The sequence below is a fragment of the Mesorhizobium sp. 113-3-9 genome, from assembly GCF_016756515.1.
In the GTDB taxonomy this organism is placed as follows: domain Bacteria; phylum Pseudomonadota; class Alphaproteobacteria; order Rhizobiales; family Rhizobiaceae; genus Mesorhizobium.
The window spans coordinates 205,507-230,186 of record NZ_AP023246.1 but is presented as its reverse complement, the minus strand read 5'-3'; the positions used below and the strand labels follow the sequence as shown (position 1 = coordinate 230,186).

The 24,680-nt window shown below is 63.6% G+C and carries 19 protein-coding genes; 9 read left to right on the top strand and 10 right to left on the bottom strand.

Annotated elements, in window-relative coordinates; genetic code table 11:
• Positions 1-29: 29 nt before the first annotated feature.
• A complete protein-coding gene (locus tag MesoLj_RS01050) occupies positions 30-728 on the bottom strand; it encodes a PIG-L deacetylase family protein (RefSeq protein ID WP_202324797.1) in 699 nt (232 codons plus the stop codon).
• A 27-nt stretch (positions 729-755) separates the two neighbouring features.
• Between MesoLj_RS01050 and MesoLj_RS01045 the strand changes: the two genes are divergently transcribed.
• The 5 genes from MesoLj_RS01045 (at position 756) to nhaA (ending at position 7,376) form a co-directional block, all read left to right on the top strand.
• Positions 756-1,646: a DMT family transporter gene (locus tag MesoLj_RS01045; RefSeq protein WP_202324796.1), complete on the top strand. Its 891-nt coding sequence runs from the start codon at positions 756-758 to the stop codon at positions 1,644-1,646.
• 57 nt (positions 1,647-1,703) lie between these two features.
• Positions 1,704-4,166, top strand: a complete 2,463-nt coding sequence (gene hrpB, locus MesoLj_RS01040; RefSeq protein WP_202324795.1) for an ATP-dependent helicase HrpB — start codon at positions 1,704-1,706, stop codon at positions 4,164-4,166.
• Positions 4,167-4,192: 26 nt separating this feature from the next.
• Entirely contained in the window at positions 4,193-5,524 is a 1,332-nt protein-coding gene (locus MesoLj_RS01035) for an ActS/PrrB/RegB family redox-sensitive histidine kinase (RefSeq protein WP_140769945.1), read from the top strand.
• A 64-nt stretch (positions 5,525-5,588) separates the two neighbouring features.
• Positions 5,589-6,152, top strand: a complete 564-nt coding sequence (locus MesoLj_RS01030) for an ActR/PrrA/RegA family redox response regulator transcription factor (RefSeq protein ID WP_140769944.1) — start codon at positions 5,589-5,591, stop codon at positions 6,150-6,152.
• Positions 6,153-6,182: 30 nt separating this feature from the next.
• The gene (gene nhaA, locus MesoLj_RS01025; protein WP_202324794.1) at positions 6,183-7,376 is read left to right on the top strand and encodes a Na+/H+ antiporter NhaA; all 1,194 of its coding nucleotides are present in this window, start codon (positions 6,183-6,185) and stop codon (positions 7,374-7,376) included.
• A 26-nt stretch (positions 7,377-7,402) separates the two neighbouring features.
• Here nhaA and MesoLj_RS01020 read toward each other — a convergent pair whose 3' ends face one another.
• Both MesoLj_RS01020 and cueR read right to left on the bottom strand, forming a co-directional pair.
• Positions 7,403-7,903: an MmcB family DNA repair protein gene (locus MesoLj_RS01020; RefSeq protein WP_202324793.1), complete on the bottom strand. Its 501-nt coding sequence runs from the start codon at positions 7,901-7,903 to the stop codon at positions 7,403-7,405.
• A gap of 1,508 nt (positions 7,904-9,411) precedes the next feature.
• The gene (gene cueR, locus MesoLj_RS01015) at positions 9,412-9,825 is read right to left on the bottom strand and encodes a Cu(I)-responsive transcriptional regulator (RefSeq protein ID WP_140769930.1); all 414 of its coding nucleotides are present in this window, start codon (positions 9,823-9,825) and stop codon (positions 9,412-9,414) included.
• Positions 9,826-10,052: 227 nt separating this feature from the next.
• Here cueR and MesoLj_RS01010 point away from each other — a divergent pair, with 227 nt between their 5' ends.
• Positions 10,053-10,670 (top strand): L,D-transpeptidase, encoded by a 618-nt coding sequence (locus MesoLj_RS01010; protein WP_140769928.1) that lies wholly within the window; start codon positions 10,053-10,055, stop codon positions 10,668-10,670.
• Between the two features lie 164 nt (positions 10,671-10,834).
• On the opposite strand, the gene MesoLj_RS01005 is transcribed toward MesoLj_RS01010, so the two are convergent.
• The 7 genes from MesoLj_RS01005 to MesoLj_RS00975 form a co-directional block, all read right to left on the bottom strand.
• Positions 10,835-11,404, bottom strand: coding sequence for a NifU family protein (locus MesoLj_RS01005; RefSeq protein ID WP_056570395.1), 570 nt, complete (start codon positions 11,402-11,404; stop codon positions 10,835-10,837).
• A gap of 145 nt (positions 11,405-11,549) precedes the next feature.
• Entirely contained in the window at positions 11,550-12,041 is a 492-nt protein-coding gene (locus tag MesoLj_RS01000; protein WP_202324792.1) for a universal stress protein, read from the bottom strand.
• Between the two features lie 255 nt (positions 12,042-12,296).
• Entirely contained in the window at positions 12,297-13,364 is a 1,068-nt protein-coding gene (trpS, locus tag MesoLj_RS00995) for a tryptophan--tRNA ligase (RefSeq protein ID WP_140769925.1), read from the bottom strand.
• 326 nt (positions 13,365-13,690) lie between these two features.
• Positions 13,691-15,289, bottom strand: coding sequence for a murein biosynthesis integral membrane protein MurJ (gene murJ / locus MesoLj_RS00990; RefSeq protein ID WP_202324791.1), 1,599 nt, complete (start codon positions 15,287-15,289; stop codon positions 13,691-13,693).
• A 172-nt stretch (positions 15,290-15,461) separates the two neighbouring features.
• Positions 15,462-18,263 carry a [protein-PII] uridylyltransferase gene (locus tag MesoLj_RS00985; protein WP_202324790.1) on the bottom strand — a complete coding sequence of 934 codons (2,802 nt, stop codon included), beginning with the start codon at positions 18,261-18,263 and terminating at the stop codon, positions 15,462-15,464.
• Between the two features lie 150 nt (positions 18,264-18,413).
• Positions 18,414-19,211: a glycosyltransferase family 25 protein gene (locus MesoLj_RS00980; protein ID WP_202324789.1), complete on the bottom strand. Its 798-nt coding sequence runs from the start codon at positions 19,209-19,211 to the stop codon at positions 18,414-18,416.
• Positions 19,212-19,581: 370 nt separating this feature from the next.
• Positions 19,582-20,385: a glycosyltransferase family 25 protein gene (locus MesoLj_RS00975; RefSeq protein ID WP_202324788.1), complete on the bottom strand. Its 804-nt coding sequence runs from the start codon at positions 20,383-20,385 to the stop codon at positions 19,582-19,584.
• A 193-nt stretch (positions 20,386-20,578) separates the two neighbouring features.
• On the opposite strand from MesoLj_RS00975, the gene MesoLj_RS00970 reads away from it, so the two are divergent.
• The 3 genes from MesoLj_RS00970 (at position 20,579) to MesoLj_RS00960 (ending at position 24,470) form a co-directional block, all read left to right on the top strand.
• Entirely contained in the window at positions 20,579-23,095 is a 2,517-nt protein-coding gene (locus tag MesoLj_RS00970) for a heavy metal translocating P-type ATPase (protein WP_202324787.1), read from the top strand.
• A 43-nt stretch (positions 23,096-23,138) separates the two neighbouring features.
• Entirely contained in the window at positions 23,139-23,531 is a 393-nt protein-coding gene (gene copM / locus MesoLj_RS00965; RefSeq protein ID WP_202324786.1) for a CopM family metallochaperone, read from the top strand.
• Positions 23,532-23,624: 93 nt separating this feature from the next.
• Positions 23,625-24,470, top strand: a complete 846-nt coding sequence (locus MesoLj_RS00960) for an aldo/keto reductase (RefSeq protein WP_202324785.1) — start codon at positions 23,625-23,627, stop codon at positions 24,468-24,470.
• Positions 24,471-24,680: the final 210 nt, after the last annotated feature.

Here is a 24,680-nt window from a genome sequence, read left to right as displayed (position 1 = left end):
TGACCGCCGGATGGTTTTCCGGCAGCCGCTCAGTTGGCCTCGCCGATGACGTTCGTCTGTGGCGTCACCGGCCGGACCGGCGGCGCGGGCGGCAGCAAGGCGCGTATGTCGGCGAAGGGAAATGTCGGCTCGAAACGAAAGGCCTCGGCCAGTGAACCGGGGAGGCCGTTGCACTGGCCGGCGCGAAATTCATTCTGGATGCGCGCCCGGTCGACATATTGCTCGGGCCGTTGCGAGCGGTGCGCGCGGATCGCCTGCGTCTTGATATCCCGGTAGGCGGAAACATCGACATAGTGCGTCGGCGCAAACCCGGTGCCGCCCATCGTGTCGGCATGCAGCACGGGGACGCCGAACGAGGCCGCGATGCGCACGCCGTCCGACAGCGCGCGATGGTCGGCGTGATAGTCGTTGGGCGCGTGCGTGATGACCAGGTCCGGCCCGGTCTCGCGTACAAGCGCCTTCAGCGCACCGATCAGCGTCGCATCGGCCACCAGTTCGCCATCGGGAAAGTCGAGGAAGCGCGGTGCAGCACCAAGCAGCGCCGCCGCCGCCGTCGCTTCCTCGCGACGGATACGCGCGAGGACCTTGGCATCGCTCTTGCCCCCCTTGGCACCATCCGTGGCCACGGCAAAAGTGAGTTCTGCGCCTTGCGCCGCATAGGCGGCCATCGTACCGAACATGAAGATCTCGATATCGTCCGGATGCGCGCCGAGCGCCAATATTCTCAAGCTACTCTCTCCCGGAAATGGAAAAACGTGCCGAACGGAATCCTGCTCGCCCTGATCGCCTATGCAAGCTATTCGGGCAGCGATGCCGTGATCAAGAGCCTGGGCGGGCAGTTCACCGTCTTCGAGATCGGCTTCTTCTCCACCTTGTTCGCCGGCTGTTTCCTGTTCTTCAGCCGCCCCGCGGGTGAACGCTGGCGCGATTTCTGGCGCATGAAGCGGCCATGGGCCGTGCAGGCGCGAGCCTTGGCCGGCATCGCGTCGGGCGTGCTCAGCGTCTATGCCTTCACTCACATTCCCCTTGCCGAAGTCTACGCGCTGATCTTCCTGGCGCCTTTGCTGGTCACCATCCTGTCCACCGTCATCCTGAAGGAAAAGGTCGGCCCCTGGCGATGGCTGGCCGTTGTCGCCGGCTTTGCCGGGGTGATGCTGGTGGTGCGGCCGGGTTTCCGCGAACTGAACCTTGGCCATCTGGCCGCCTTCGTGAACGCCTTTCTCGCCGCGGCCAGCGTCATCCTGCTGCGGTCGCTCGCCCAGCAGGAGAAGCGCACATCGATGCTCGGCGTGCTTGTCGGCTATGGCCTGCTGTTCAACGGAGCTGGCGCCGCCGCCAGCTCTTTCACCTTGCCGAATGCCATGCAGCTTGTCTGGCTGGCGATGGCCGGCGCCTTCACCGCCGGCGGGCAGCTCATGCAGCTCCTGGCGGCCAAATACGCGCCTGCCAACCGGATCGCGCCGACGCATTATTCGCAGATCGTGTGGGCGGTCATCCTCGGCGCGCTGTTCTTCCAGGAATATCCCGATTGGCTGTCGCTGGTTGGCCTCGCGGTTGTCGGTGCCTCCGGCCTGCTGACGATGGTGCGCGAGGAGGCGAGGCTCGGCACGGTGCGCTGGAACCGGTTTGCGCGCACCCGGCTTTGACCAGGCGTTAGCGCGATAAAGTTGCACGGCGACCAGGACCGCTGATATGCGGGCGCGATGAAGACGAAACCGTTGCCGGAGCTTCCGGTCACAGCTGTGTTGCCGGCGCTCGGCGAAGCGCTTGGCAATGGCAACAGCGCCGTGCTGGTGGCGCCGCCCGGCGCCGGCAAGACGACGCTGGTGCCCTTGGCGCTGCTGGACGCGCCATGGTTGGGAGCCGGCCGGATCGTTCTGCTCGAACCGCGCCGGCTCGCCGCCCGCGCTGCCGCGCGGCGCATGGCCGAATTGCTTGATGAGGAGCCCGGCGGCACGGTCGGCTACGCCATGCGCATGGAGAACCGCACCTCGGCCCGGACCAGGATCCTGGTCGTCACCGAGGGCGTTCTGGCACGCATGATCCTCGACGATCCCGAACTGCGCGGTGTTTCGGCGGTCATTTTCGACGAATTCCACGAGCGTTCGCTCGACGGTGATTTCGGCCTTGCCCTGGCACTTGACGTACAAGGTGCGCTGCGGCCGGATCTGCGCCTGGTTGTTATGTCGGCGACGCTGGACGGCGCCCGCGTCGGCAAGCTCCTGTCGGGCGCGCCGGTGATCGAAAGCGAGGGCCGGGCCTTCCCCGTCGATATCCGCTACGACGAACGGCCGGCCGGTGTCCCGATCGAGGATCCCATGGCCAAGGCGATCCGCTCGGCGCTCACCGACGAAAGCGGCAGCGTGCTTGCCTTCCTGCCCGGCCAGCGCGAGATCGAGCGCACCGCCGAGCGGCTGGCCGGGAGGGTCGGCGCCGACACCGACATCGTGCCGCTCTATGGCCAGCTCGACGGCAAGGCGCAGGACGCCGCGATCAAGCCCGCGCCGCCCGGTCGCCGCAAGGTGGTGCTAGCAACTTCCATCGCCGAAACCTCGATCACCATCGACGGCGTGCGCGTCGTCATCGATTCCGGCCTGTCGAGGCTGCCGCGCTATGAGCCGGCGAGCGGACTGACGCGGCTGGAAACCGTGCGCGTCAGCAAGGCTTCCGCGGATCAGCGCGCCGGCCGCGCCGGGCGCACGCAAGCCGGCGTCGCCATCCGGCTGTGGCGCGCCGAACAGACGGCGGCACTTCCCGCCTTCACGCCGCCGGAAATCCTCGAGGCGGACCTGTCGGGCTTGCTGCTCGACTGCGCCGCCTTCGGTGTCGCCGATCCGACGGCGCTCGCTTTCCTCGATCCGCCGCCCGCGCCGGCGCTCAACGAGACGAGGGTGCTGCTGCGCGCGCTGGACGCTATCGACGAGGCAGGCCGCCTGACGGAAGCGGGCATGGCCATGCGCAAGCTCGCTCTGCCGGTGCGGCTGGCGCATATGGTGGCCGAGGCGGCGAAGAGCGGCCATGCCGGCGAGGCGGCTATGTTGGCCGTACTGCTGACCGAACGTGGCCTTGGTGGCGACGGCGCCGATCTCGAACGGCGGCTGATGCGTTTTCGCGCGGAAAGATCGCCGCGCGCCGTCGCCGCGCGGCAGCTAGCGGAGCGGTTGGCAAGACAGGCGAGCGGCCAGAAGGATAGCGCGGCCGTTGCTGCTGGTCCCTTGCTCATCCATGCCTGGCCGGACCGCGTCGCCAAGGCGCGCGGCGAGCGCGGCCGCTTCGTGCTGGCCAATGGGTCCGGCGCCATGCTCGATGCCGCCGACCCGCTGGCGGGCGAGCCGTTCCTGGTTGTCGCCGACCTGCAGGGCAAGGCGCAGAACGCGCGCATCGCCGCGGCGGCCGCAATCGGCGAGGACGACATCCGCGCCACGCTGGCCGACCGGATCGAAACGCGCCGGCAAACGAGCTTCGATCGCGACCGGCGCGCCGTGCGGGTGCGCGAGACTGTTCGCCTCGGCGCCATCACGCTCGCGGAGCGCATGCTGCCCGCTCCCTCAGGCGCCGAGGCCGACCGCGCCATTCTTGACGCCTTGCGCGAGCACGGGCTGTCGCTGCTGAGCTGGAGCAAGGAGGCCGAGACGCTGCGCCAGCGACTGTCCTGGCTGCACCGTGGCCTTGGGTCGCCCTGGCCCGATATGTCGGATGAAGCGCTGATCGAGCGCCTTGACGACTGGCTGCTGCCCTTCCTGTCAGGTGCCGCATCCTTGGCCGCCGTCGATTCCGGTGTTGTTTCGGCCGGCCTGGCTTCGCTCGTGCCGCACGACCTGCAGCGCAAGGTCGATGCGCTGGCGCCAACGCATTTCGACGCGCCGTCGGGCAGCCACGTGCCGATCCGTTATGACGGCGAATGGCCGGTGCTGGCGGTGCGCGTGCAGGAACTGTTCGGTCTCGACCGCCATCCCTCGATCGCCAACGGCACGGTGCCGCTGACGCTCGAGCTGTTGTCGCCGGCGCACCGGCCGATCCAGACGACACGCGACCTGCCCGGCTTCTGGCGCGGCTCCTGGACCGATGTGCGCGCCGACATGCGCGGGCGCTATCCCAAGCATGTCTGGCCGGAGAATCCGCTGCTCGCCACGGCCACCGCTCGCGCAAAACCGCGCGGGACCTAGCGCTTGTCCTCCTGCGGCTGTAATCCATGGCCATGATCAATGTTTTGCGTGCGCCCGATTTCCAGCAAAGTCAGAGGCTGCGTCTCAACACGCTGATCCGGCTGCGCTGGCTTGCCATTGTCGGCCAGAGCGTGGCGGTGCTCGTCGTCGCCTATGGCCTGAAATTCCCGCTGCCGGTCAGCCTGTGCTTCGCGCTGATCGCCTGTTCGGCCTGGATGAACCTGTTCCTGGCGTTCCGCTTTCCGGCCGCGCACCGGCTCACCCCGTTCGCCGCTTTCGGCATCCTGATCTTCGACAGCCTGCAGCTTGCCGGCCTGCTCTACATGACCGGCGGCCTGACCAATCCGTTCTCGCTGCTGATGACCGTGCCCGTGGTGATCTCGGCGACGTCGCTGCCCTTGCGCCTGACCGCCATTCTCGGCGGGCTGGTGATGATAGCGGCGACCTTGCTGGTTTTCATCCATCTGCCGCTGCCCTGGTATGAAGGCGCGCCGCTGGTGATGCCTTTCATCTATGTCGCCGGCATGTGGATGGCGGTGCTGTCCTCGATCGCCTTCACGGCCATGTATGCCTTCCGGGTGGCCGCCGAAGCCCGGCTTCTGGCCAATGCGCTTGCCGCCACCGAACTGGTGCTGCAGCGCGAGCAGCACCTTTCGGCGCTCGACGGCCTGGCGGCGGCCGCCGCGCATGAGCTTGGCACGCCGCTCGCCACCATCACGCTTGTCGCCAAGGAGATGGAAAAAGCGCTCGGCAGCGACCCGAAATACGGGGAAGACGTGAAGCTGCTGCGCTCGCAGAGCGAGCGCTGCCGCGAAATTCTCAAGCGCCTGACCAGCCTGTCGTCCGAGGGCGAGGCGCATCTTTCCCGCTTGCCGCTGACCTCGCTGGTCGAGGAGGTCACCGCGCCGCATCGCGACTTCGGCATCTCGATCAAGCTTCGCCCCGGCGAGCGCACCGGGCCCGAGCCGGTCGGGCGCCGCAATCCGGGCGTCATCTATGGCCTCGGCAATCTGGTCGAGAACGCCGTCGATTTCGCCCGCAAGAGCGTCACCGTGCGCTGGAGCTGGGACGAGGCGACCGTCACCTTTTCGATCATCGACGACGGGCCCGGTTTTCCCCCCGAGATCATCGATCGCATCGGCGAGCCCTATATGTCGACACGTCAGGGCACCGAGGCCGGCGGCGGGCTTGGGCTCGGCCTGTTCATCGCCAAGACACTGCTCGAGCGCTCGGGTGCCGCGCTGGATTTCCGCAATTCAAGCGGCCTGGGCGAGGGCGCCGTGGTGCAGATTTCGTGGCCGAGAACAGTCTTCCTGAACCCGGAAACGGCCCCTGCCACCATGTTTGACACTGCATAAATTGGACAATAGCGGCGCAAAACTATATCTGCGTAAAATTAAGGCAGCAGGAATTTTCAAGACGATGACAGGCGATGAAAATAGTGGCGCAATGGTTGAAGGCGAAGACACCTCGCTTTTGATCGTCGATGACGACAAGCCGTTCCTCACCCGTCTGGCCCGCGCCATGGAAACCAGGGGCTTCGTGGTCGAGACCGCCGAGAGCGTCGAGGAGGCCGTGGGCAAGGCCCGCGCCAATCCGCCAGCTTACGCCGTGGTCGACATGCGGCTCGGCGACGGCAACGGCCTCGACGTGGTCGCCGCCATCCGCGAGAAGCGCGAGGACTCCCGCACCATCATCCTGACCGGCTACGGCAACATCGCCACCGCGGTGACCGCCGTGAAGCTCGGTGCCGTCGACTATCTGTCGAAGCCCGCCGACGCCGACGACATCTTTGCCGCGCTCACCCGCACCTCGGGCGAGCGCGCCGCGCCCCCGGAAAACCCGATGTCGGCCGACCGCGTTCGCTGGGAGCACATCCAGCGCGTCTACGAAATGTGCGAGCGCAACGTTTCCGAAACCGCGCGCCGGCTCAACATGCATCGCCGCACGCTGCAGCGGATACTGGCCAAGCGCGCACCGCGCTGAGCGGCAGGCCGGGTGACCAGCGGAGGCGACATGCAGGATTTGAAGCAGCGGCCGGTTTCCGTCTTCCGCGAATTTCTCGATAGCGAAGCGGCCGGCGGCATCATCCTGATGGTGGCGGCGGCCCTTGCCCTGATCATCGCCAACTCGCCGCTGTCGGGAACCTATTTCTCCGTGCTCCACGCCTATCTCGGCCCGCTCAGCGTCTCGCACTGGATCAATGACGGGCTGATGGCGGTGTTCTTCCTGCTCGTCGGGCTGGAGATCAAGCGCGAGATGCTGGACGGCCAGCTTTCGACATGGCCGCGCCGCGTCCTGCCTGGCATCGCGGCGGCGGGCGGCATGCTGGTTCCGGCACTGGTCTATGTCGCCATCAACCGCAACAATTCAGCCGCACTGCCCGGTTGGGCGATCCCGACCGCCACCGACATCGCCTTCGCGCTCGGCGTGCTGTCGCTGCTCGGCAGCCGCGTGCCGGCCTCACTGAAGGTTTTTCTCACCGCGCTCGCCATCATCGACGACCTCGGCGCCGTCATCATCATTGCCATCTTCTACACCAGCGGCCTGTCGCTGGCCTATCTCGGCGCCGCCTTCGCCGTCATTGCCGTGCTCGTCGTGCTCAACCGCATGCGGGTGATGACGCTGGTGCCCTATCTCGTGCTCGGCGCCATCCTGTGGGTGCTGGTGCTGAAATCGGGTGTCCACGCCACGCTTGCCGGCGTCGCCTTGGCGCTGACCATCCCGCTCGAACGCTCCGCCGGGATCGGCCACGACCTCGACCATTCGCCGCTTCACCGGCTGGAGCATGGCCTGCACAGGATCGTGCCCTTCGTCATCATCCCCATTTTCGGTTTTGCCAATGCCGGCGTTTCGCTTGCCGTCCTTAGCCTTGGCGCGCTGATCGAGCCGTTGACGCTGGGTGTCGCCGCCGGCCTGGTGGTCGGCAAGCTCGTCGGTGTGCTCGGCTCGTCCGCGCTTGCTATAAGGCTCGGCCTGGCCGACCTGCCGGCCCATGCCGGCTGGTCACACATGCTCGGCATCTCGCTGCTCTGCGGCATTGGTTTCACCATGAGCCTGTTCATCGGCCTGCTTGCCTTCGCCGGCGACGTGGCCCTGCAGGACGCGGTCAAGGTCGGCATTCTAGCCGGCTCCTTCATCGCCGCCATCCTTGGCGCCGCCGTGCTGCTGATGGCGCCTGCTGCTGGAGCGGAGGGCGGTGAAGAGTAGCGGCGGATGCCGCGCAGGCCCGCGAACTACTCGCTTTCCCCTTCCAGAGCCGGCACCGAGACGCCGGCCAGTTCCGCCGCCAGCAGCCGCGAGGCACCGGCGCGCGCAATCCGCAGCATAAGCGCCTTGCGCGTCGCCGCCGCCATGCGGTGCTCCGGCGCATCGCGCATGATTTCAGCGCCGTAGCCGTCGGACAGGATGAAGCCGCACTCGTCCGGAAATATCTCGGCCGGCACGCCGGGATGGGTGGCGAAGAAGAAGCGGTCGGAATGCAGCCGGTAGTCCGGCCATTTGCGGTCGACCCTGAAATCCTCGATCGAGGATTTGATTTCGATGATCCAGATATCGCCCTGGCGGGTCAGTGCCACGAGGTCGGCGCGGCGGCCGGTGGCCAGCGACAGTTCAGGCAGCACATGCGCGCCCATTTCCATGAGCAGCCGCTGCACGCCACGGCGCACCAGCATGGCGCGTTCCGACTGGCGACCGTCGATGAGAGGGTTGATCGCGATGGGGGAGATGATTGGCATGACAAGCACCATGCCAGATTCTGTTCACGGTTTGAACCCGTTTGTGCCGGGCGATTATATATTTGACAGACCCACGCTCTGCGGTTGACGGCTACCTCTCAACAATGGGGCCGTTTGAGCCAGTTGCATTATTGCCGTTGCCACTTCTTCCCTCATCTCTCTTGGTGCGGAAGAATTTACGCTGTGCGCGGGCCATTCTATTATTTAAACTAGCCAGAAGTTATGATGAAGGAAGTACACTGATTATACCGATTAATACGCTCTTCGTAAAAAATAGAGATAATAACGTCAAACTTATACAGCCATTGATAAATATGCCTATTACCGTGGCGACCCCATCTTGCCACATGCGATCTATTGGAAGGAATTTCTCCATCCATGGCATCGCCAGCGGGTTCTTATCCCAAAACTGTTCAATTCGGATGGGGTCCTGGGGCATAGCTCTAGACGATCCGCAGGCCCCGATTGACCCAAGGCCACCATGCGCCCCGATGATAGGATGGACCAATCACAATACCGAGCATGGGAGGTGGCGGCCTAAGCCCGCTACCAGCCGTAGGGGAATGGGCGGTCAAACCTTGTCCCGCATGGCCGCGATGAACTGACAGGCGTTCTCCATGTTGCCGATCATAGGATGAGGTCATCCAAATCCGTGATAGCTGTCCGGCCATTGCGCTCACTCAGGAAGACGCCAGGCGGGTGGACGAGTCGCGAGGCTATCTCGATATTGATCCAGAAAATTGTTGGGAAGAATGGCAGCGAGTTCGGTTGGAACTGGCCGAGGATTAAGGCATTCGCCGAGTTCGCAAGCTTGGTTTGTCAACCGCATATCCCCTTGTGCCGGGCGATTGCATATTTGACAGACCCGTTGGACTGTGAGCGGCCTTCCGCGATCACGCCATAATCCGGTCAAGTGCAGTCTGGTATTGACCTGTTGCGAGATGGCCCTATCTCGCCTCGATCAACTTCCGATCCTAACCATAGGACGGCAGGACTAAAGTCTTGCGCCAGAAAAGCAAAGGTCTGACGTTACCGTTTTGGTTCCGTCAATGTCCATTGGACGTTCCATTACTTTAGTTATTCAGCATATAAGGCCTGACGTCGGGGAAGGGGCTGGCGGAATGGCCGGCGCAGTTTGGCTTTGGGTCTATAGGGGGGCTGCGCCGGCCATTGCGGGTTTGGGCGTTGGGTATGATTATCCCCGCGAGGACTAGCCTACATATATATTAGCAACTACGCAAATAAGACTGAAGTCCCTGGTCGACCGAACCGTGGCGAGCAGATTGCGTATGATGGCGTTCAACGCGGCGGCCGATGGAAAGCGCCTCCCTCGGCCCGCCAGAATCCCCTGCCTGCTATGGTTTCGCGGAAACATTGCTGCCGTCGGGCAAGGCTCTGCCTCTCGCTTCGTCGGCATTGAAACGATAGACGAGCGAGATCGAAAGGGTCTGCACTTGAGGCTTGAATGCGAGGGCATGGCCTGCGGCAGGACGGCGGAGATGTTCCAGTCAGCCGAACGCCTGGTCGGCTCCCGCCGCCGTCCCCGCCATGTCATCCAGGATCGGGCAGTCCGGCCTGTCGTCGCCATGGCAGGCATGGATCAGTTTCTGCAGCGTCGAGCGCATGGATTGCAGTTCGCGCACCTTCTCCTCGATTGCCGTGACATGGGCGGCGGCGATCTCGCGCACGTCGGCGCTGGCGCGGCCGCGATCCCGGTAGAGTGCCATCAACTGACGGCAATCGTCGATGGAAAAGCCGAGGTTGCGCGCGCGGCGCAGGAAGGCCAGCCGGTGGACGTCGTCGCCGGAATAATCACGGTAGCCGTTGGCGGCACGCGCCGGCGCGATCAGGCCGATCTCCTCATAGTAGCGGATGGTCTTGGCCGGCAGTCCTGAACGGTGGGCGGCGTCGCCGACATTCATGGCGGAGATCCTCGATCCTGTGGCCCGCGCGGTTCAGGCCCATTGAATTTACTTCACAATCTGGTGAAGGCTGTTGCCGAAATGCCATACTGATACGCTTACCAGCACGTAAGGCCACGGATATAGGCATCGTGTGCTTGGCAAGCAAAGCAAATGCCAGCATGAATGATGGAGAGAAAGCGGCCGACTCGTGCCGCTGGCGTTTGGGCAGGGCACCGGATCATCACATGCGCATGAAGTCGCTCGCAATAATTGCCGCATTGGCGCTGTCCACTGCTATCGCCGGTTGCAGCACCATCGGCGGGCAGATTTTCTCAAACGACTACGGCGCGGTGACCGACGCTGGCTACCAGCTGCCGCGCATCCCGATCGAAAAAGTGCCGAGGCAGTATCACCGGCAGGAAGTGAACTACGACACCAAGGAAAAGCCGGGTACCATCATCGTCGATACGCAGAACAAGTTCCTCTATTTCGTCGAGGGTGATGGCCGCGCGATCCGCTACGGCATCGGCGTTGGCCGCGAGGGCTTCGAGTGGCATGGCACTGCTCATATCGCGCTGAAGCGCGAATGGCCGACCTGGACGCCGCCCCGTGAAATGATCAAGCGCCAGCCCGAACTGGAGAAGTTCGCCAACGGCATGGAGCCGGGCCTCAAGAACCCGCTCGGCGCGCGCGCGATGTATCTCTTCAACAAGGGCGGCGACATGGGTTACCGCCTGCACGGCAGCCCGGAATGGAATTCGATCGGCAAGGCGATGTCGTCTGGCTGTATCCGGCTGATGAACCAGGACATTATCGATCTCTATGACCGCGCCTCGGTCGGCGCCAAGGTCATCGTGATGTAAGCATCCTGATCTCAGGATCAGGGTCAAATCTTTCGTGCGCGGACCGTCTAGGCAACAACGGACGTCCCAAACAGAAAACCGGGCAATTCGGCCCGGTTTTTTGTTGTTCACGAACAGGATGTTTGAGGTCGCGCCCGCAGGCCGAAGCGGCGGCGCGGAAAGTATCAGGCGACCTGCTCGACCTGCTGCACTTCGGGCACAAAATGGCGAAGCAGATTCTGGATGCCGTGCTTCAGCGTCGCCGTCGATGATGGGCAACCGGCGCAGGCGCCCTTCATGTGCAGGAACACCGTGCCGTTCTCGAAGCCGCGGAATGTAATGTCGCCACCATCCTGGGCCACTGCCGGACGCACCCGTGTGTCGAGCAGTTCCTTGATGGTGATGACGAGTTCCTCGTCGGCCTTGTCATAGAATTCGCCGGTCTGGCTGGTCTCGGCGGCCGGGCCGGTCTTGGCCATGACCGGCGCACCGGACATGAAATGCTCCATGATGGCGCCGAGGATCGCCGGCTTCAGATGCTGCCAGTCGGGGCCATCCTTGGTCACGGTGATGAAGTCATAACCGAAGAAGACGCCGGTGACGCCGGGAATTTCGAACAGCCGGCCGGCCAGTGGCGAGGCCGTGGCCGCGCTATCGGCGTCGCGGAAATCGGCGGTACCCTCCAGGAGCACTTCCTTGCCGGGCAGGAATTTCAGCGTCGCCGGATTGGGCGTCGATTCGGTCTGGATGAACATGGCCGTCTCCGTGCCCATTTCGGGCAACTAGTTTGGAATAGTTCTAAATAGGCTCTATTGGCTGGACATTCAAGCGAAACGCGTCGCCCGAACGGCTGGCTGGCGGAATGTTTTTGCTGGCTGGGGATCGAATCCCTGGCTGGTTTCAAGCGAGGCTGTCGATCTCCTCGTCCGAAAGGTTTTGCGGCACGACCGTGACCGGAATAGGGAAGGCCGCACCCTTGCCGGCAACGGCACCGACCAGCGGTCCCGGCCCTTCCTTGCCGGCGCCTGCCGCCAGCACCAGGATGGCGATATCCTGGTCTTCCTCGATCAGCCTGTGGATCTCTTCCGTCGGCTTGCCTTCGCGCACCACCATTTCCGGCTCGATGCCGAGCTTCTGGCGCACCTTGTTGGCATAGATGTCGAGGGCCGCGCGCGCCGTTGCGGTCGCCTCCTCGCGCATGATCTTCTCGACGCCCAGCCAGTGCTGGAAATCGTCCGGTACGATGACATAGAGCAGCACCAGCGTGCCGCTGGTGCTCAGCGCCCGCTTCGAGGCATAGGCGACGGCACGCTCGCACTCGGGCGTGTCGTCGATGATCGTCAGGAATTTCCTGCGATGACCGGCTTCGCGGCTAAGGCGTTTGGAGACCATGTCTATCTACCTGGTGTCGTGATTTCGAAGTTCGCCTGCTTTCGATATCTCGCCCCGAGCGAACTTCGAAATCAAAAACGACACTAGAAATCAATAGTTTGCTCGTGTCCCTGATTTTGAAATTCGCATTACAACTCTGGCGAATTTCAAAATCAGAGACACGAGTGTGTTTTCGGTCGCAATCTGCCACCCGCTTCGGCCGGCCGCAAGCGGCCGGCCTTGTGCCAGTGTCGATGCGGTGCACCGACGCCGGGATCAGCCCTGCAGCAGGCCTATAATGTCGCGCACCGTCTTCATGGTTGTTTCGGCCAGCACGCCGGCGCGTTCGCCGCCATCCCTGAGCACCGCGTCGACATAGGCGCGGTCGCCCTGGATGCGGCGCATTTCGCCGGCGATCGGCGCCAGCTTCTCCACCGCGAGGTCGGCCAGCGCCGGCTTGAACACCGAAAACTGCTGGCCGCCGAATTCCTTGAGCACGTCGGCTTTCGAAATCTCGGCCAGGCCCGCATAGATGCCGACCAGGTTTTCCGCTTCCGGCCTGCTTTCCAGCCCGTCGACCTCGCTCGGCAAGGCTTCCGGATCGGTCTTGGCCTTCCGGATCTTCTTCGAGATGGTGTCGGCATCGTCCGTCAGGTTGATGCGCGACAGGTCCGACGGATCCGACTTCGACATCTTCTTCGATCCATCGCGCAGGCTCATAATGCGTGCCGCCGGGCCGCCGATGACCGGCTCGGTGATCGGGAAGAAGCCGTTCACCGTCTCCTCGCCAACCTGCATCTCGACGCCGACGCCAAGGCTGGCAATGCGGCTCGAAAAGTCATTGTTGAATTTCTGGGCGATGTCGCGGGTCAGTTCCAGATGCTGCTTCTGGTCCTCTCCCACCGGCACATGCGTGGCGCGGTAGAGCAGGATGTCGGCAGCCATCAGTGAGGGGTAGGCAAGCAGCCCCAGCGAGGCATTCTCGCGGTCCTTGCCGGCCTTGTCCTTGAACTGCGTCATCTTGTTCATCCAGCCGATGCGCGCGACGCAATTGAAGATCCAGGCAAGCTCCGCATGCTGCATCACCCGCGACTGGTTGAAGACAATGTGCTTCTTGGGGTCGATGCCGGAGGCGAGGAAGGCGGCGGTGATCGAGCGCGTCTGGTCGGCGAGGTCGTCATGGACGAGTTGTGCCGTCAGCGAATGCAGGTCGACGACGCAATAGATGCAGTCGGACGTGTCCTGCAGGGCGACGAATTTCTTGATGGCGCCGAGATAGTTGCCGAGATGCAGATTGCCTGTCGGCTGGACGCCGGAGAAGACGAGGGGCTTGAAGGCGGACATGGGGTTCCTCAGGGCTTGTGGAGGGCCGTTTCGCGCGCGGCGAAAGTCTTTTCGACGGCGCGCTTATGAACGAGAGTGTGGGGAGGATCAAGAGGCAGGAGAGCCCGCAGCGCCATTGCTTCAGGCTGAATTGTTTGTTCAATGCGGGCGTCGCGCTTGTTGCGCCTGTCTCTCAGTCTGACAGGTTCGCGCCGCCCCTCATTGTCCTGCCGGACATTTCTCCCCGTAAAGTGACGGGGAGAAAGACGCCGCCACTGCCGCGCCAGGTCTACGACGAATTGTCTCGCGAAGACTGATGTTTGTCGGCGACGCCGCCACCGTCAGGCTTACTGACCTGGAGACTGTTCCTTAGGCGCCGGTGGTCCCTTGCGTTTGACATTGCGCCGGATCATGCCGAAATCGGCGCCACCCGTGGCAAAGGCGGTGACGAAGTAGAGCAGCGCCCCGCCGGCCACCAGCGTCAGCACCGTCGTCGCCTTGACGACCAGCGGCGAACCGGGGCCGAGCCTGACGGCCAGCCAATGCTCGGCGAAATACAGCGCCACCGCCATCACCGCCGCCGACAGAACCAGCCGGGGAATGCGCTTCAGGAGCGCCACGTCGCGGCCCCAGTGGCCGCGCCGGATCAGCACGGCAAGCAGCATCAGCGCGTTGACCCAGCCGGCCACGGCCGAGGCGACAGCAATGCCGGGTGCGCCCATTCTGGGGAACAGCGTCAGCGCGGTGGCGACGTTCACCGCCACCGAGATCGCGGCGAAGATCATCGGCGTGCGCGTGTCCTCGCGGGCGAAATAGCCCGGGGTGAAGGCCTTGATCAGCACGAAGGCCGGCAGGCCCAGGCCGAAGATCGCCAGGATCGCCGCCACCGTCGGCGTCGAATGGTTGGCGGCAAAGGCGCCGCGCTCATAGACCAGCCGCACGATCGGCTCCGACATCACCCAGAGTGCGGCGGCCGCCGGCAAGGTCATGAACAAGGTGAACTCGACGGAGCGGTTCTGCAGGTTGGCGGCCTCGATTAGATTGCCTGACTTCAGCGCCCGCGACAGTTCCGGCAGAAGCACGATTGCCACCGCGACCCCGACGACACCGAGCGGCAGCTGATAGACGCGGTCGGCATAGGCGAGCGAGGACACGGCACTGTCCTGCGCCGAGGCGATCGCGGTGCCGATCAACTGGTTGATCTGGGTGATGCCACCGGTGATCGCCGCCGGCAGCGCTAGGATCAGAAGGCGTTTTACGTTCGGCGTCATTTTCGGCCGGCGGAAGCCGATCGAGATGCCGGCGTTGCGCACCGCCACCCAGACAATGGCGAGTTGCACGATGCCCGCCGCCAGAACGCCCCACGACAGGCTGAACCCGACAGCATGTGCGTCCAGCCCATGATACCAGGCGTAGCCAAGCACGCTGATCAGGATGATGTTGAGGAAAGCGGGCGCGATCGCCGCGGCGAAATAGCGGCGCAGGGAATTCAGCATGCCCGCCATCATGGCCGCGAGCGACATGCAGATCAGGTAGGGGAACATGATCGTCGCGAGCCGGACGGTCGTCTCGAACTTGCCCGGCGTGTCGGCGAAGCCGGGCGCCACCAGATAGCGCACGATCAGTGGCATCGCCAGTTCCATGGCGATGGTCAGCACCAGCAGCGCCGAGAACAGGACGCCGAACACTTCCTCGGAAAAACGCTTGGCGCCGTCTGTGCCATGCGTCTCGATCTCCTTGGCGAACAGCGGCACGAAGGCGGCGTTGAAGGCGCCTTCCGCGAACAGCCTGCGAAAGGTGTTGGGAAACTGGAAAGCGGCGTTGAAGGCGTCGGCGACCGGTCCGGTGCCGAGTGCCGCCGCCATCAGCATCTCGCGGCCAAAACCGAGCGCGCGGCTCATCAGCGTGCCGGAAGCGACGGTAGCGAATTTCTTGACGAGGCTCATGCGTTTGAAGACTGCCTTGGAGCAATTCCAGGAAAACTGTGAGCGGTTTTCCCGGGCAAAGCGCATAGCGCATTGCCCCTGGGAACTGTGTTAGAACAAAGAGTTAGAGCGGTTCGCCGTTTTCGTGAAACGGTGAACAGCTCCAGGGATTGGGACAAGGTGGGGATGGCAGTCACTCGGCGGCCGCCTTGGCCTTGCCGCCGCGTTCGGGCGCGATGCCTTCGAGCGTCGCCATCAGCCGGTTGCGGATGGTGGCGATGCGGGCCGGGCTGTCGATCTTCTGGCCGGTGAGGTCGGTGACATAGAAGGTGTCGATGACCTTCTCGCCGAAGGTTGTGATGTGCGCCGACGCGATATCGAGCGACAGGTCGGACAGCGTGCCGGTGATCTCCGACAGCAGGCCCGGGCGGTCGAGCCCCTCGACCTCGATGACGGAAAAGCGGTTCGACAGCGCGTTGCGGATCTCGGCGCGCGGCGGGATCTTGAATACCTTGGACCCGCGCCTTGGCTTGGTGCGCTTCTCGATCATCTCCGGCAGCCAGCTCTTGCCTGACAGCACGTCCTCGATCAGCCGTCCGACGCGCTCGGCGCGCCGGCGCTCATCCTCGTCGCGGTCGAATTCCCGCGAGATCAGGATCGTGTCCAGGGCGCGGCCGTCCGAGGTGGTGAAGATCTGGGCGTCGACAATGTTGCCGCCGGCACCGGCGCACGCCCCGGCAATGACCGAGAGCAGACGGGGATGGTCCTGCGCCAGCACGGTGATTTCGGTCACCGCCTCGAACTGGTGGGTCTTGACCATGGTGGCGAGCCTGTTGCCGGCAGCGTCCGCCTCGCGGATGAATTCGGCGTGGCGAAGCTGGTCCGGCAGATCCACGGCCAGCAGGTAGTTTTCATAATGCAGCCCGACATAGCGCTTGCGGGCCTTGTCGGGCCAGTCGGCGAGCGCCTCGGCCAGGCGTTCGCGCGCCGCCGCGGTGCGCTGTGCCCGCGACACTTCCGAAAAGCCGCCGGTCAGGAGCAGTTCGGTCTCGTAGTAGAGCGTGCGCAGCAATTGGCCCTTCCAGCCGTTCCACACCCCTGGGCCGACGCCCCTGATGTCGCAGACAGTGAGGATCAAAAGCAGTTTCAGCCGCTCGACCGATTGCACGATCGAGGCAAAATCCTCGATGGTCTTGCGATCGTTGAGATCGCGGGTCTGTGCCGTCATCGACATCACGAGGTGGTTTTCGACCAGCCAGGCGACCGTTTCCGTATCCGCCGCCGACAGCCCCATATGCGGACAGATGCGCCGCGCTATGCGGGCGCCTGCCTCGGAATGATCTTCCGGCCTGCCCTTGGCGATGTCGTGCAGCAGCACGGCGACATAGAGCGCCTCGCGGCTCTTCTTCAGGCCCGGCATCAGCGAATGCGACAGCGGATGGATCTTCTCGCCGTCGCCGCGTTCGATCTCGGCCAGCACGCCGATGCAGCGGATCAGGTGCTCATCCACCGTGTAGTGGTGGTACATCGAGAACTGCATCATGGCGACGATCTTGCCGAAATCCGGGATCAGCCGGCCCAGCAGCCCGGCCTCGTTCATGCGCCGCAGGTTGAGCTCGGCGTTGCGGTCCGAGGTCAATATGTCGAGGAACAGCCGGTTGGCTTCCTCGTCGCGCCGCAGCGACTTGTTGACCAAACCGAGCGACCGGGTGAGCAGCTTCAGCGCATCGGGGTGGAACTCCAGCCCGTGCTTGTCGGCGAACCAGAACAGTCTCAGCAGATTGACCGGATCGCGTTCGAACACCTGATCGTCGGCGATGTTGATGCGGTGGTTGTCGACGATGAAGTCCGACGTGCCGGCGAGTTTGCGCTTGCGGCGCTGGAAGGTCAGGAAGATGCGGTTGAACCCCGGCACATGCTTGGCCTGCTCCTCCTCCAGCGCGGCGCAGAAGATGCGGGTCAGGTCACCGACATCCTTGGCCACCAGGAAGTAGTGCTTCATGAAGCGTTCGACCGCCGACAGGCCGGGATGGGTGGTGTAGCCCAGCCGCTCGGCGATCTCGCGCTGGATGTCGAAATGCAACCGCTCCTCGGCTTTGCCGGTGAGGAAATGCATATGGCAGCGCACCGCCCACAGAAAGTCCTCGGCCTTCTGGAACTCCCGGTATTCGGCCTCGGTGAAAACACCCTTCTCGACCAGTTCCTCGCCGGTGCGCACCCGGTAGAAATACTTGCCGATCCAGAACAGCGTCTGCAGGTCGCGCAGGCCGCCCTTGCCGTCCTTCACATTGGGCTCGACCAGATAGCGGCTTTCGCCGGCCTTGGCGTGGCGCTCGTCGCGTTCGGCGAGCTTGGCCTGCACATATTCCGGGCCGGTCGTTCGCACCACCTCGTGGTCGAAGCGCAGCATCAGCTCGTCATAGAGCTTGCGTTCGCCCCACAGGAAGCGCGCTTCCAGGATCGAGGTGCGGATGGTGACGTCGGTGCGCGACAGCCTGAGGCACTCGTCGATGTTGCGGGTGGCGTGGCCGACCTTCAAGCCCAGATCCCACAGCATGTAGAGCATGTATTCGACGGTCTGTTCGCCCCACGGCGTCTGCTTGTAGGGCAGCAGGAACAGGAGGTCGATGTCGGATCCCGGCGCCAGCGTGCCGCGGCCGTAGCCGCCGACGGCGACGACGGCCATGCGTTCGGCCACGGAGCGGTTCTTCACCCGGTAGACATGCGTCGCCGCGAAATCGTAGAGCGCCCGGATCAGCTCATCCATCAGATGCGACAGCCGCTCGGCGCAGGCGTTGCCGCCGCCATCTTGCCTCAGCATGGCCTCGGCGATCTTTCGGCCTTCGGCGAGGCGGGCCTTGAGAAGCTGGAGCACACCGGCGCGGGCGGCCTGCCCGGAACCGTCGCCGGCCGTGGCGTCCGTCAGCGCGGTCATCTCGCGGCGCAAGGCTTCGCCATCGATCAGTTCATCGAGCTTCAGGGAGATTTTCGCCATAGGTACCGGTCGGCCTTGCCTTTTGGGCGGCGTCTATAGCGCGTTTTCGCGGCGCTGGGTATGGGGCCGGCGCGAGGGCTGAAGCAAGTCCAGGAAAGTGTGAAACGGTTCTCTCGGGAAAGCACTCGGCTTCCGTGAAGCGATGAACCGCTAGTTCGCTGCCTCGACCGGATCGAGGGGTATGACAATGTGTCGCCGGAATCTGCAGAAGTCGGCGATCCACCGTATGGTTCGTCCGGCCTCTCTCGTGATTCTCACCGCTGTCGGCTTCCTGCGCCTTGTCATGAGCCCGCTCGCGGTTCGCGCGGCATCCCGTTCCTGATCAAGCAGGCTTGGCAGCCTGTCGGCAACGAACTGGTCCTGTGCGCACAAGGCGGGAACAAGTTGGTAGACCGTCTTGCCGGCTGACATGATGGGGTCGAAGATGAGATCATCGACAGCTATGTTGATCTGCGCCGTCGCCTCCAGAAAGTCGCGTGCCGTTTGCCGCGAGAGGAGATAACCCCCGGCCCCCGGATGGCCCTTGCGGAGCCGGGCCACGGAAAAACCGTTGCCGGCGGCGATCCTTCTCCTCTGGACCACGGTTCTGGAGAAGAACGTCTCGAGCTTCACGACATCCGCGTCTGCCGGCACCCAACTGATATCGCCCAGCAAGGCCCCCGCCTTGCAGGAGAAGACCATATCGTCTTCGAACACGGCGCCGTACGGAGCATCGTCTTGGGCAATGATCGTCCAGCAGGCACGATGGCTGTGCAGGCAGGCGATCTCGCTGCCGGCAAGCGGCCGGATGGCGTGTATCGCGTGCTGTGGCTGCAGCGCCAGCTCGGGATGCTGCTTTGCATCGATGCCCGCGACCCGCTCGAACCCGATGTTGATGCGGGCAAACTCCCCTGTCATGTGGGCAAGCCGCTCGGGAGACCGATCGAGATTGATGACCAGGCGCTTCATTTTTTCTAAGAACTGTTTCTTACGAAATCTTTGCCTTCACGGAGCCGGCATGAGTCGTAAAGCACCGCAGGAGCAGTCTAGCACAGGTGATGGTATTGTTGTTGATTTTTTTTGAGTGGATTTCATGTCGCAGATGAAAGCCAGGATTTAAAGTCGGCGAATATTCCAAGAATTACATACAGAGGGAAGCAGGAGAAATTTTCTATTCGACCTTGCAGGCAGAAAGGCGGAATTCGAAGTGAGGCTAAAGATTTTCCTCGATGAGGTTAAGCAATTTCCGACAGCGGTGTCTGCTAATACTTTTTTTCATGGATGTCTATATGCGTTTTAACGGCACCTGGCATCAAGCTGCCTGATCCCGGAAACAAGTCTATCGGTCTGCTTCGGGCGGATCGAAGGGGACGACCGTGTATCGCCGCATTCGGCAGTAATCAATGATCCATTCGACGACGCGTCTGGTCTCCGTCCATATTTTCTCGGTGACCGGCCTTCTGCGTTTGATGGTCAGCCCGCTTGCGTCCCATGCCGCTTCGCGTTCCTCGACAAGCAGGCTTGGCAGTCTGTGGCCGACGAACTGATCCTGTGCGCAAAGCGCGGGGACAAGCTGGTAGATCGTCTTTTCGCCCGACGGGGGGAACGCCGGATTGAAGACGAGATCATCGGCCGCCGCGCTGGCCTGTGCGGTAGCGTCGAGGAGGTCGCGCGCCATTTGCCTTGACAGGATGTAGCCGGCGGTTCCGACGTGGTTCCTGCGGAGCCTGACCAAGGAAAAGCCGTGACCGACGGCGGTTCTTTTCCTCTGTGTCATGGTTTTAATGAAGAATGTCTCGAGCTTGACGACATCGGCATCGGCCGGAATCCAGCTCACATCGGCAAGCACGGCGCCGGCTTTCGCGGAAAACACGATGTCGTCCTCGAAGACGGCGCCATAAGGGGCGTCGTCCTGCGCGATGATGGCCCAGCAGGCGCGATGGCTGTGCATGCAGGCGATCTCGCTGTGGGACAGGCGCCGGATGGAATACATCGCATGCTGCGGCTGCAGCATCAGGTCGGGATGGTCACGCGCGTCGATCGCGACGATTCGCTCGAAGGCGATGCCGACGCGGGCAAACTCCGCCGCAATATGGGCAAGGCGGTCAGGAGACCGATCAAGATTGATGACCAGACACTTCATGTCTTAACGGGATCGGCATCGCGTTGGAGGGATCGGCATTATATTAGCAGGCTGCGCTACGGAATGTGGGCTTTTTTCGGGGCGAACAGCCTGGGCTGGATCTGGAAACACGAAAAATCAAAACAGCCCTTGACCTTCCAGTTACTGGAAGCACTACCTCCGCAAACAGGCAGAGGATAGAGGCATTCCTGGAATGACGCATTCAGACCATGACCATCGCGGCGACCACCATTCGCATGGCGCACACGGAAGCTGTTGCGCTTCGGAGGGTGCCGATACGGCCGTTCTGCGCGATCCGGTCTGCGGCATGACCGTGGATCCGGACGCCGGCAAGCCGACATCGGAGCATGGCGGCCGCCTCTATCATTTCTGCAGTGAAGGTTGCCGCACGAAATTCCAGGCCGAGCCGGAAAAATACATGACGGCCACCGACCCTGTCTGCGGCATGAGCGTCGACCGCTCGACGGCTAGGCATTTCGTGCGCCATGAAGGCCAGGGCTTCTATTTCTGCTCCGCCGGCTGCAAGGCGAAATTCGAGGCGGCACCGCAAACCTATCTCAGCGACAGGCCGGCGCCGGTGCCGGCACCCAAAGGCACGCAATACACGTGCCCGATGCATCCCGAGATTATCCGCGACAAGCCCGGCTCCTGCCCGATCTGCGGCATGGCGCTGGAGCCGATGGGCGTACCATCCGGCGATGAAGGGCCAAATCCCGAACTGGTCGACTTCACCAGGCGGTTCTGGGTCAGCGCGGCTTTGTCGATCCCGCTTCTGATCATCGCCATGGCGCCGATGGTCGGCCTGAGCTTTGAAACCCTGGTCAGCGATCGGACAAAAACCTGGCTGGAGCTGGCCCTGGCAAGCCCGGTCGTGCTTTGGGCCGCCTTTCCCTTCTTTCACCGCGGCTGGGAGTCGATCCTCAACCGCAGTCCGAACATGTGGACGCTGATCTCGCTCGGCGTCGGTGCGGCCTATCTCTACAGCGTCGTCGCCACGCTTTTCCCGGACATCTTTCCGCATCAGTTCCGCGGCCATGGCGGCGCGGTGCCGGTCTATTTCGAAGCTGCCGCCGTCATCGTCGCGCTGGTCTTCCTCGGCCAGGTGCTGGAGCTGCGCGCCCGCGAAAAGACCGGATCGGCGATCCGAGCCTTGCTCGATCTGGCGCCAAAGACCGCGCGGCGCATCGCCGAAGACGGTTCCGAGACCGATGTTCCGCTGGACAGCGTCCAGGCTGGAGACCGCCTGCGCATCCGGCCCGGCGATGCCGTGCCGGTCGACGGCACCGTGATTGAAGGGCGCTCCGCCATAGACGAATCGATGATCACGGGCGAGCCGCTGCCGGTCGAAAAGGCCGAAGGCGACGCGCTCACCGGCGGCACGCTCAACAGGAACGGCTCGCTGATCATGCGCGCCGAGCGGATCGGCGCCGAGACCACGCTGGCGCGCATCGTCGAACTCGTCGCCAAGGCACAGCGTTCGCGCGCGCCGATCCAGGGCTTGGCCGACCGCGTTTCCTTCTACTTTGTCCCGGCGGTCGTCCTTGTCGCCATCGTGGCGTTCATGGCCTGGGCGGTCTTCGGCCCCGAGCCAAGTCTGATCTTCGCCGTCGTCTCGGCGGTCTCGGTGCTGATCATCGCCTGTCCCTGTGCGCTCGGCCTCGCCACGCCGATGTCGATCATGACCGCCACCGGGCGCGGGGCGCATGCCGGTGTGCTGATCAAGGAAGCCGCCGCCCTCGAGCGCTTCGCTTCGGTCGACACGCTGATCGTCGACAAGACCGGCACGCTGACCGAAGGCCGGCCGAAACTGACCGATGTTGTTGCTGCCGGGGGCATCGTTGAGAATGAATTGCTGGCGCTTGCCGCCGCCCTGGAAAAAGGCTCGGAGCATCCGCTTGCCGAGGCAATCGTCGAGGGCGCCGGCTCCCGTGACCTGAAGATCGCGGAGGCCAGCGATTTCGAGGCGGTCACCGGCAAGGGTGTTCTCGGCACCGTATCGGGGCAGAAGGTCGCGCTCGGCAATGCGGCGATGATGGCCGATCTCGGTATCGACATCGCCTCCATCGCTACCAGGACGGAGGCGCTGCAGGCTGAAGGCAAGACGGTGATGTTTGTCGCTGCCGGCAAGACGCTGGCCGGCATCGTCGCTGTCGCCGATCCTATCAAGGCAACCACCGCCGAAGCGATCAAGGCCCTGCATGACAGCGGCCTGAGGATCATCATGGCGACGGGCGACAATGAGCGCACGGCCAGGGCTATCGCCGGGAGTCTCGGCATTGACGAGGTTCGTGCCGGGCTGCTGCCGGAACAGAAGGCAGCTCTGGTCGACGAACTGCGCCGCAAGGGCGCCGGTGTCGCCATGGCCGGCGACGGTGTCAACGACGCGCCGGCCCTGGCCGCCGCCGATGTCGGCATCGCCATGGGCACCGGCGCCGATGTCGCGGTCGAAAGCGCCGGCATCACCCTGGTCAAGGGCGACCTCAACGGCATTGTTCGGGCTCGGACGCTGGCCCAGGCGACGATCGGCAACATCCGGCAGAACCTGTTCTTTGCCTTCCTCTACAATGTCCTTGGCGTGCCGGTGGCCGCCGGCGTGCTCTATCCGCTCACCGGCATGCTTTTGTCGCCGATGCTGGCGGCGGCGGCGATGAGCCTGTCCTCGGTCTCCGTCATCGCGAACGCATTGCGGCTGCGGACGTTGAAACTCTGATCCAAGCCCCCAAATACGAAAACCAACCAACAGGAGACCATGAATGACCTTGGCCAAGAAACTCGTGCTTTTGCTGATGGCGGCCGGAATGCTGCTCGCCGTCTTCCTCGAAAGCGTTCCGGCGCAGAGCGAAGAGATGAAACACGACATGGCCGGCATGTCGACGGACGCGACCAGCCCTTCGACCGAAGGCTACAAGGCGGCGATGGACAAGATGCATGCCGACATGATGGCATCGAAATATACCGGTAACGCCGACGTCGATTTCGTTCGCGGCATGATCCCGCATCATCAGGGCGCCATCGACATGGCCAAGGTCGAGCTTGCCAACGGCAAGGACCCGGAGATCCGCAAGCTGGCCGAAGGCGTCATCGCCGCCCAGGAAGCCGAGATCAAGCAGATGCAGGACTGGCTTGCCGCCCATCCGGTGAAATAGAGCTTTCGAGGCATCGCAAGGTAGGCTGCGGCGAGAACGCTCTGGATTTCTCGTCCGGCCTGTGATGCGATCGGGCCTCAACTGGAGCCTGCCATGCCGTCGAGCGTCAGAACCACCGCGTTGCCGTCTGGCGAGGCCATACCCGTTCTCGGCCAGGGCACATGGAAGATGGGCGAGGATTCCCGCCGCCGTGCTGGCGAGGTCGATGCGCTCAAGTTCGGCATCGACCTTGGCATCACGCTGATCGACACCGCCGAAATGTATGCCAGCGGCGGTGCCGAGGAAGTGGTGGCAGAGGCCACTGCCGGGCGCCGCGCCGAGGTCTTCCTGGTTTCAAAAGTTCTACCGTCGAACGCTTCGCGCGCGGGCGTGCAACGCGCCTGCGAGAACAGCCTGAAGCGCCTGCGCACCGACCGCATTGATCTCTATCTCTTGCATTGGCCGGGCAGCGTGCCTTTGGCGGAGACGGTCGAGGCCTTCGAGGCCTTGAAGAAGGCCGGCAAGATCCGCCATTGGGGCGTCAGCAATTTCGACACCGAGGAAATGGAGGAGCTCGCCGGCTTGCCCGACGGCGGCAACGTCCAGACCAACCAGGTGCTTTACAATCTGGTCCGGCGCGGCCTCGAGTTCGATCTGGCGCCCTGGAGCCGGCAGCGCGGCATCCCGCTGATGGCCTATTCGCCGGTCGAGCAGGGCGCGCTGGCGCGCAACGCCAGGCTCGATGCCATCGCCGCCCGCCACAATGCAACCGCGGCCCAGATCGCCTTGGCCTGGGTGATGCATCAGGACGGCGTCGTCGCCATTCCCAAGGCCAGCAGCCAGGAGCACGTCCGCCAGAATTTTGCCGCGCTCGACATCGCGCTTACGGGCGGAGACCTCGCCGATCTCGACCGCGCCTTCCCCCCGCCGACCCGCAAGCGCGGGCTGGAGATGATTTGAGCCCGCGGTGAAGCTGCCAATCTCCCCCCCCCTCGTGGGGGAGATGCCCGGCAGGGCAGAGGGGGGCGCTGTCCCGCCAACATATCGATTTTATAACGACTGCTGCTTCCTTGCGCCATTGTCTGCCGAGCACCATCAGAGGGCAAGTCAAGCAAGGTCAGCACTCTACGACGCCCCCCTCTGTCCTGCCGGACATCTCCCCCACAAGGG

Coding starts and splice junctions, on each gene's coding strand:
- MesoLj_RS01020 (WP_202324793.1), bottom strand. CDS start 7,903: ATGCCAATCATCTCCCCCATCGCGATCAACCCTCTCATCGACGGTCGC.
- MesoLj_RS00985 (WP_202324790.1), bottom strand. CDS start 18,263: ATGGCGAAAATCTCCCTGAAGCTCGATGAACTGATCGATGGCGAAGCC.
- MesoLj_RS01035 (WP_140769945.1), top strand. CDS start 4,193: ATGGCCATGATCAATGTTTTGCGTGCGCCCGATTTCCAGCAAAGTCAG.
- murJ (WP_202324791.1), bottom strand. CDS start 15,289: ATGAGCCTCGTCAAGAAATTCGCTACCGTCGCTTCCGGCACGCTGATG.
- MesoLj_RS00980 (WP_202324789.1), bottom strand. CDS start 19,211: ATGAAGCGCCTGGTCATCAATCTCGATCGGTCTCCCGAGCGGCTTGCC.
- MesoLj_RS01000 (WP_202324792.1), bottom strand. CDS start 12,041: ATGGTCTCCAAACGCCTTAGCCGCGAAGCCGGTCATCGCAGGAAATTC.
- MesoLj_RS00970 (WP_202324787.1), top strand. CDS start 20,579: ATGACGCATTCAGACCATGACCATCGCGGCGACCACCATTCGCATGGC.
- MesoLj_RS01030 (WP_140769944.1), top strand. CDS start 5,589: ATGACAGGCGATGAAAATAGTGGCGCAATGGTTGAAGGCGAAGACACC.
- MesoLj_RS00960 (WP_202324785.1), top strand. CDS start 23,625: ATGCCGTCGAGCGTCAGAACCACCGCGTTGCCGTCTGGCGAGGCCATA.
- copM (WP_202324786.1), top strand. CDS start 23,139: ATGACCTTGGCCAAGAAACTCGTGCTTTTGCTGATGGCGGCCGGAATG.
- MesoLj_RS00975 (WP_202324788.1), bottom strand. CDS start 20,385: ATGAAGTGTCTGGTCATCAATCTTGATCGGTCTCCTGACCGCCTTGCC.
- cueR (WP_140769930.1), bottom strand. CDS start 9,825: ATGAATGTCGGCGACGCCGCCCACCGTTCAGGACTGCCGGCCAAGACC.
- hrpB (WP_202324795.1), top strand. CDS start 1,704: ATGAAGACGAAACCGTTGCCGGAGCTTCCGGTCACAGCTGTGTTGCCG.
- trpS (WP_140769925.1), bottom strand. CDS start 13,364: ATGTCCGCCTTCAAGCCCCTCGTCTTCTCCGGCGTCCAGCCGACAGGC.
- MesoLj_RS01010 (WP_140769928.1), top strand. CDS start 10,053: ATGCGCATGAAGTCGCTCGCAATAATTGCCGCATTGGCGCTGTCCACT.
- MesoLj_RS01005 (WP_056570395.1), bottom strand. CDS start 11,404: ATGTTCATCCAGACCGAATCGACGCCCAATCCGGCGACGCTGAAATTC.
- nhaA (WP_202324794.1), top strand. CDS start 6,183: ATGCAGGATTTGAAGCAGCGGCCGGTTTCCGTCTTCCGCGAATTTCTC.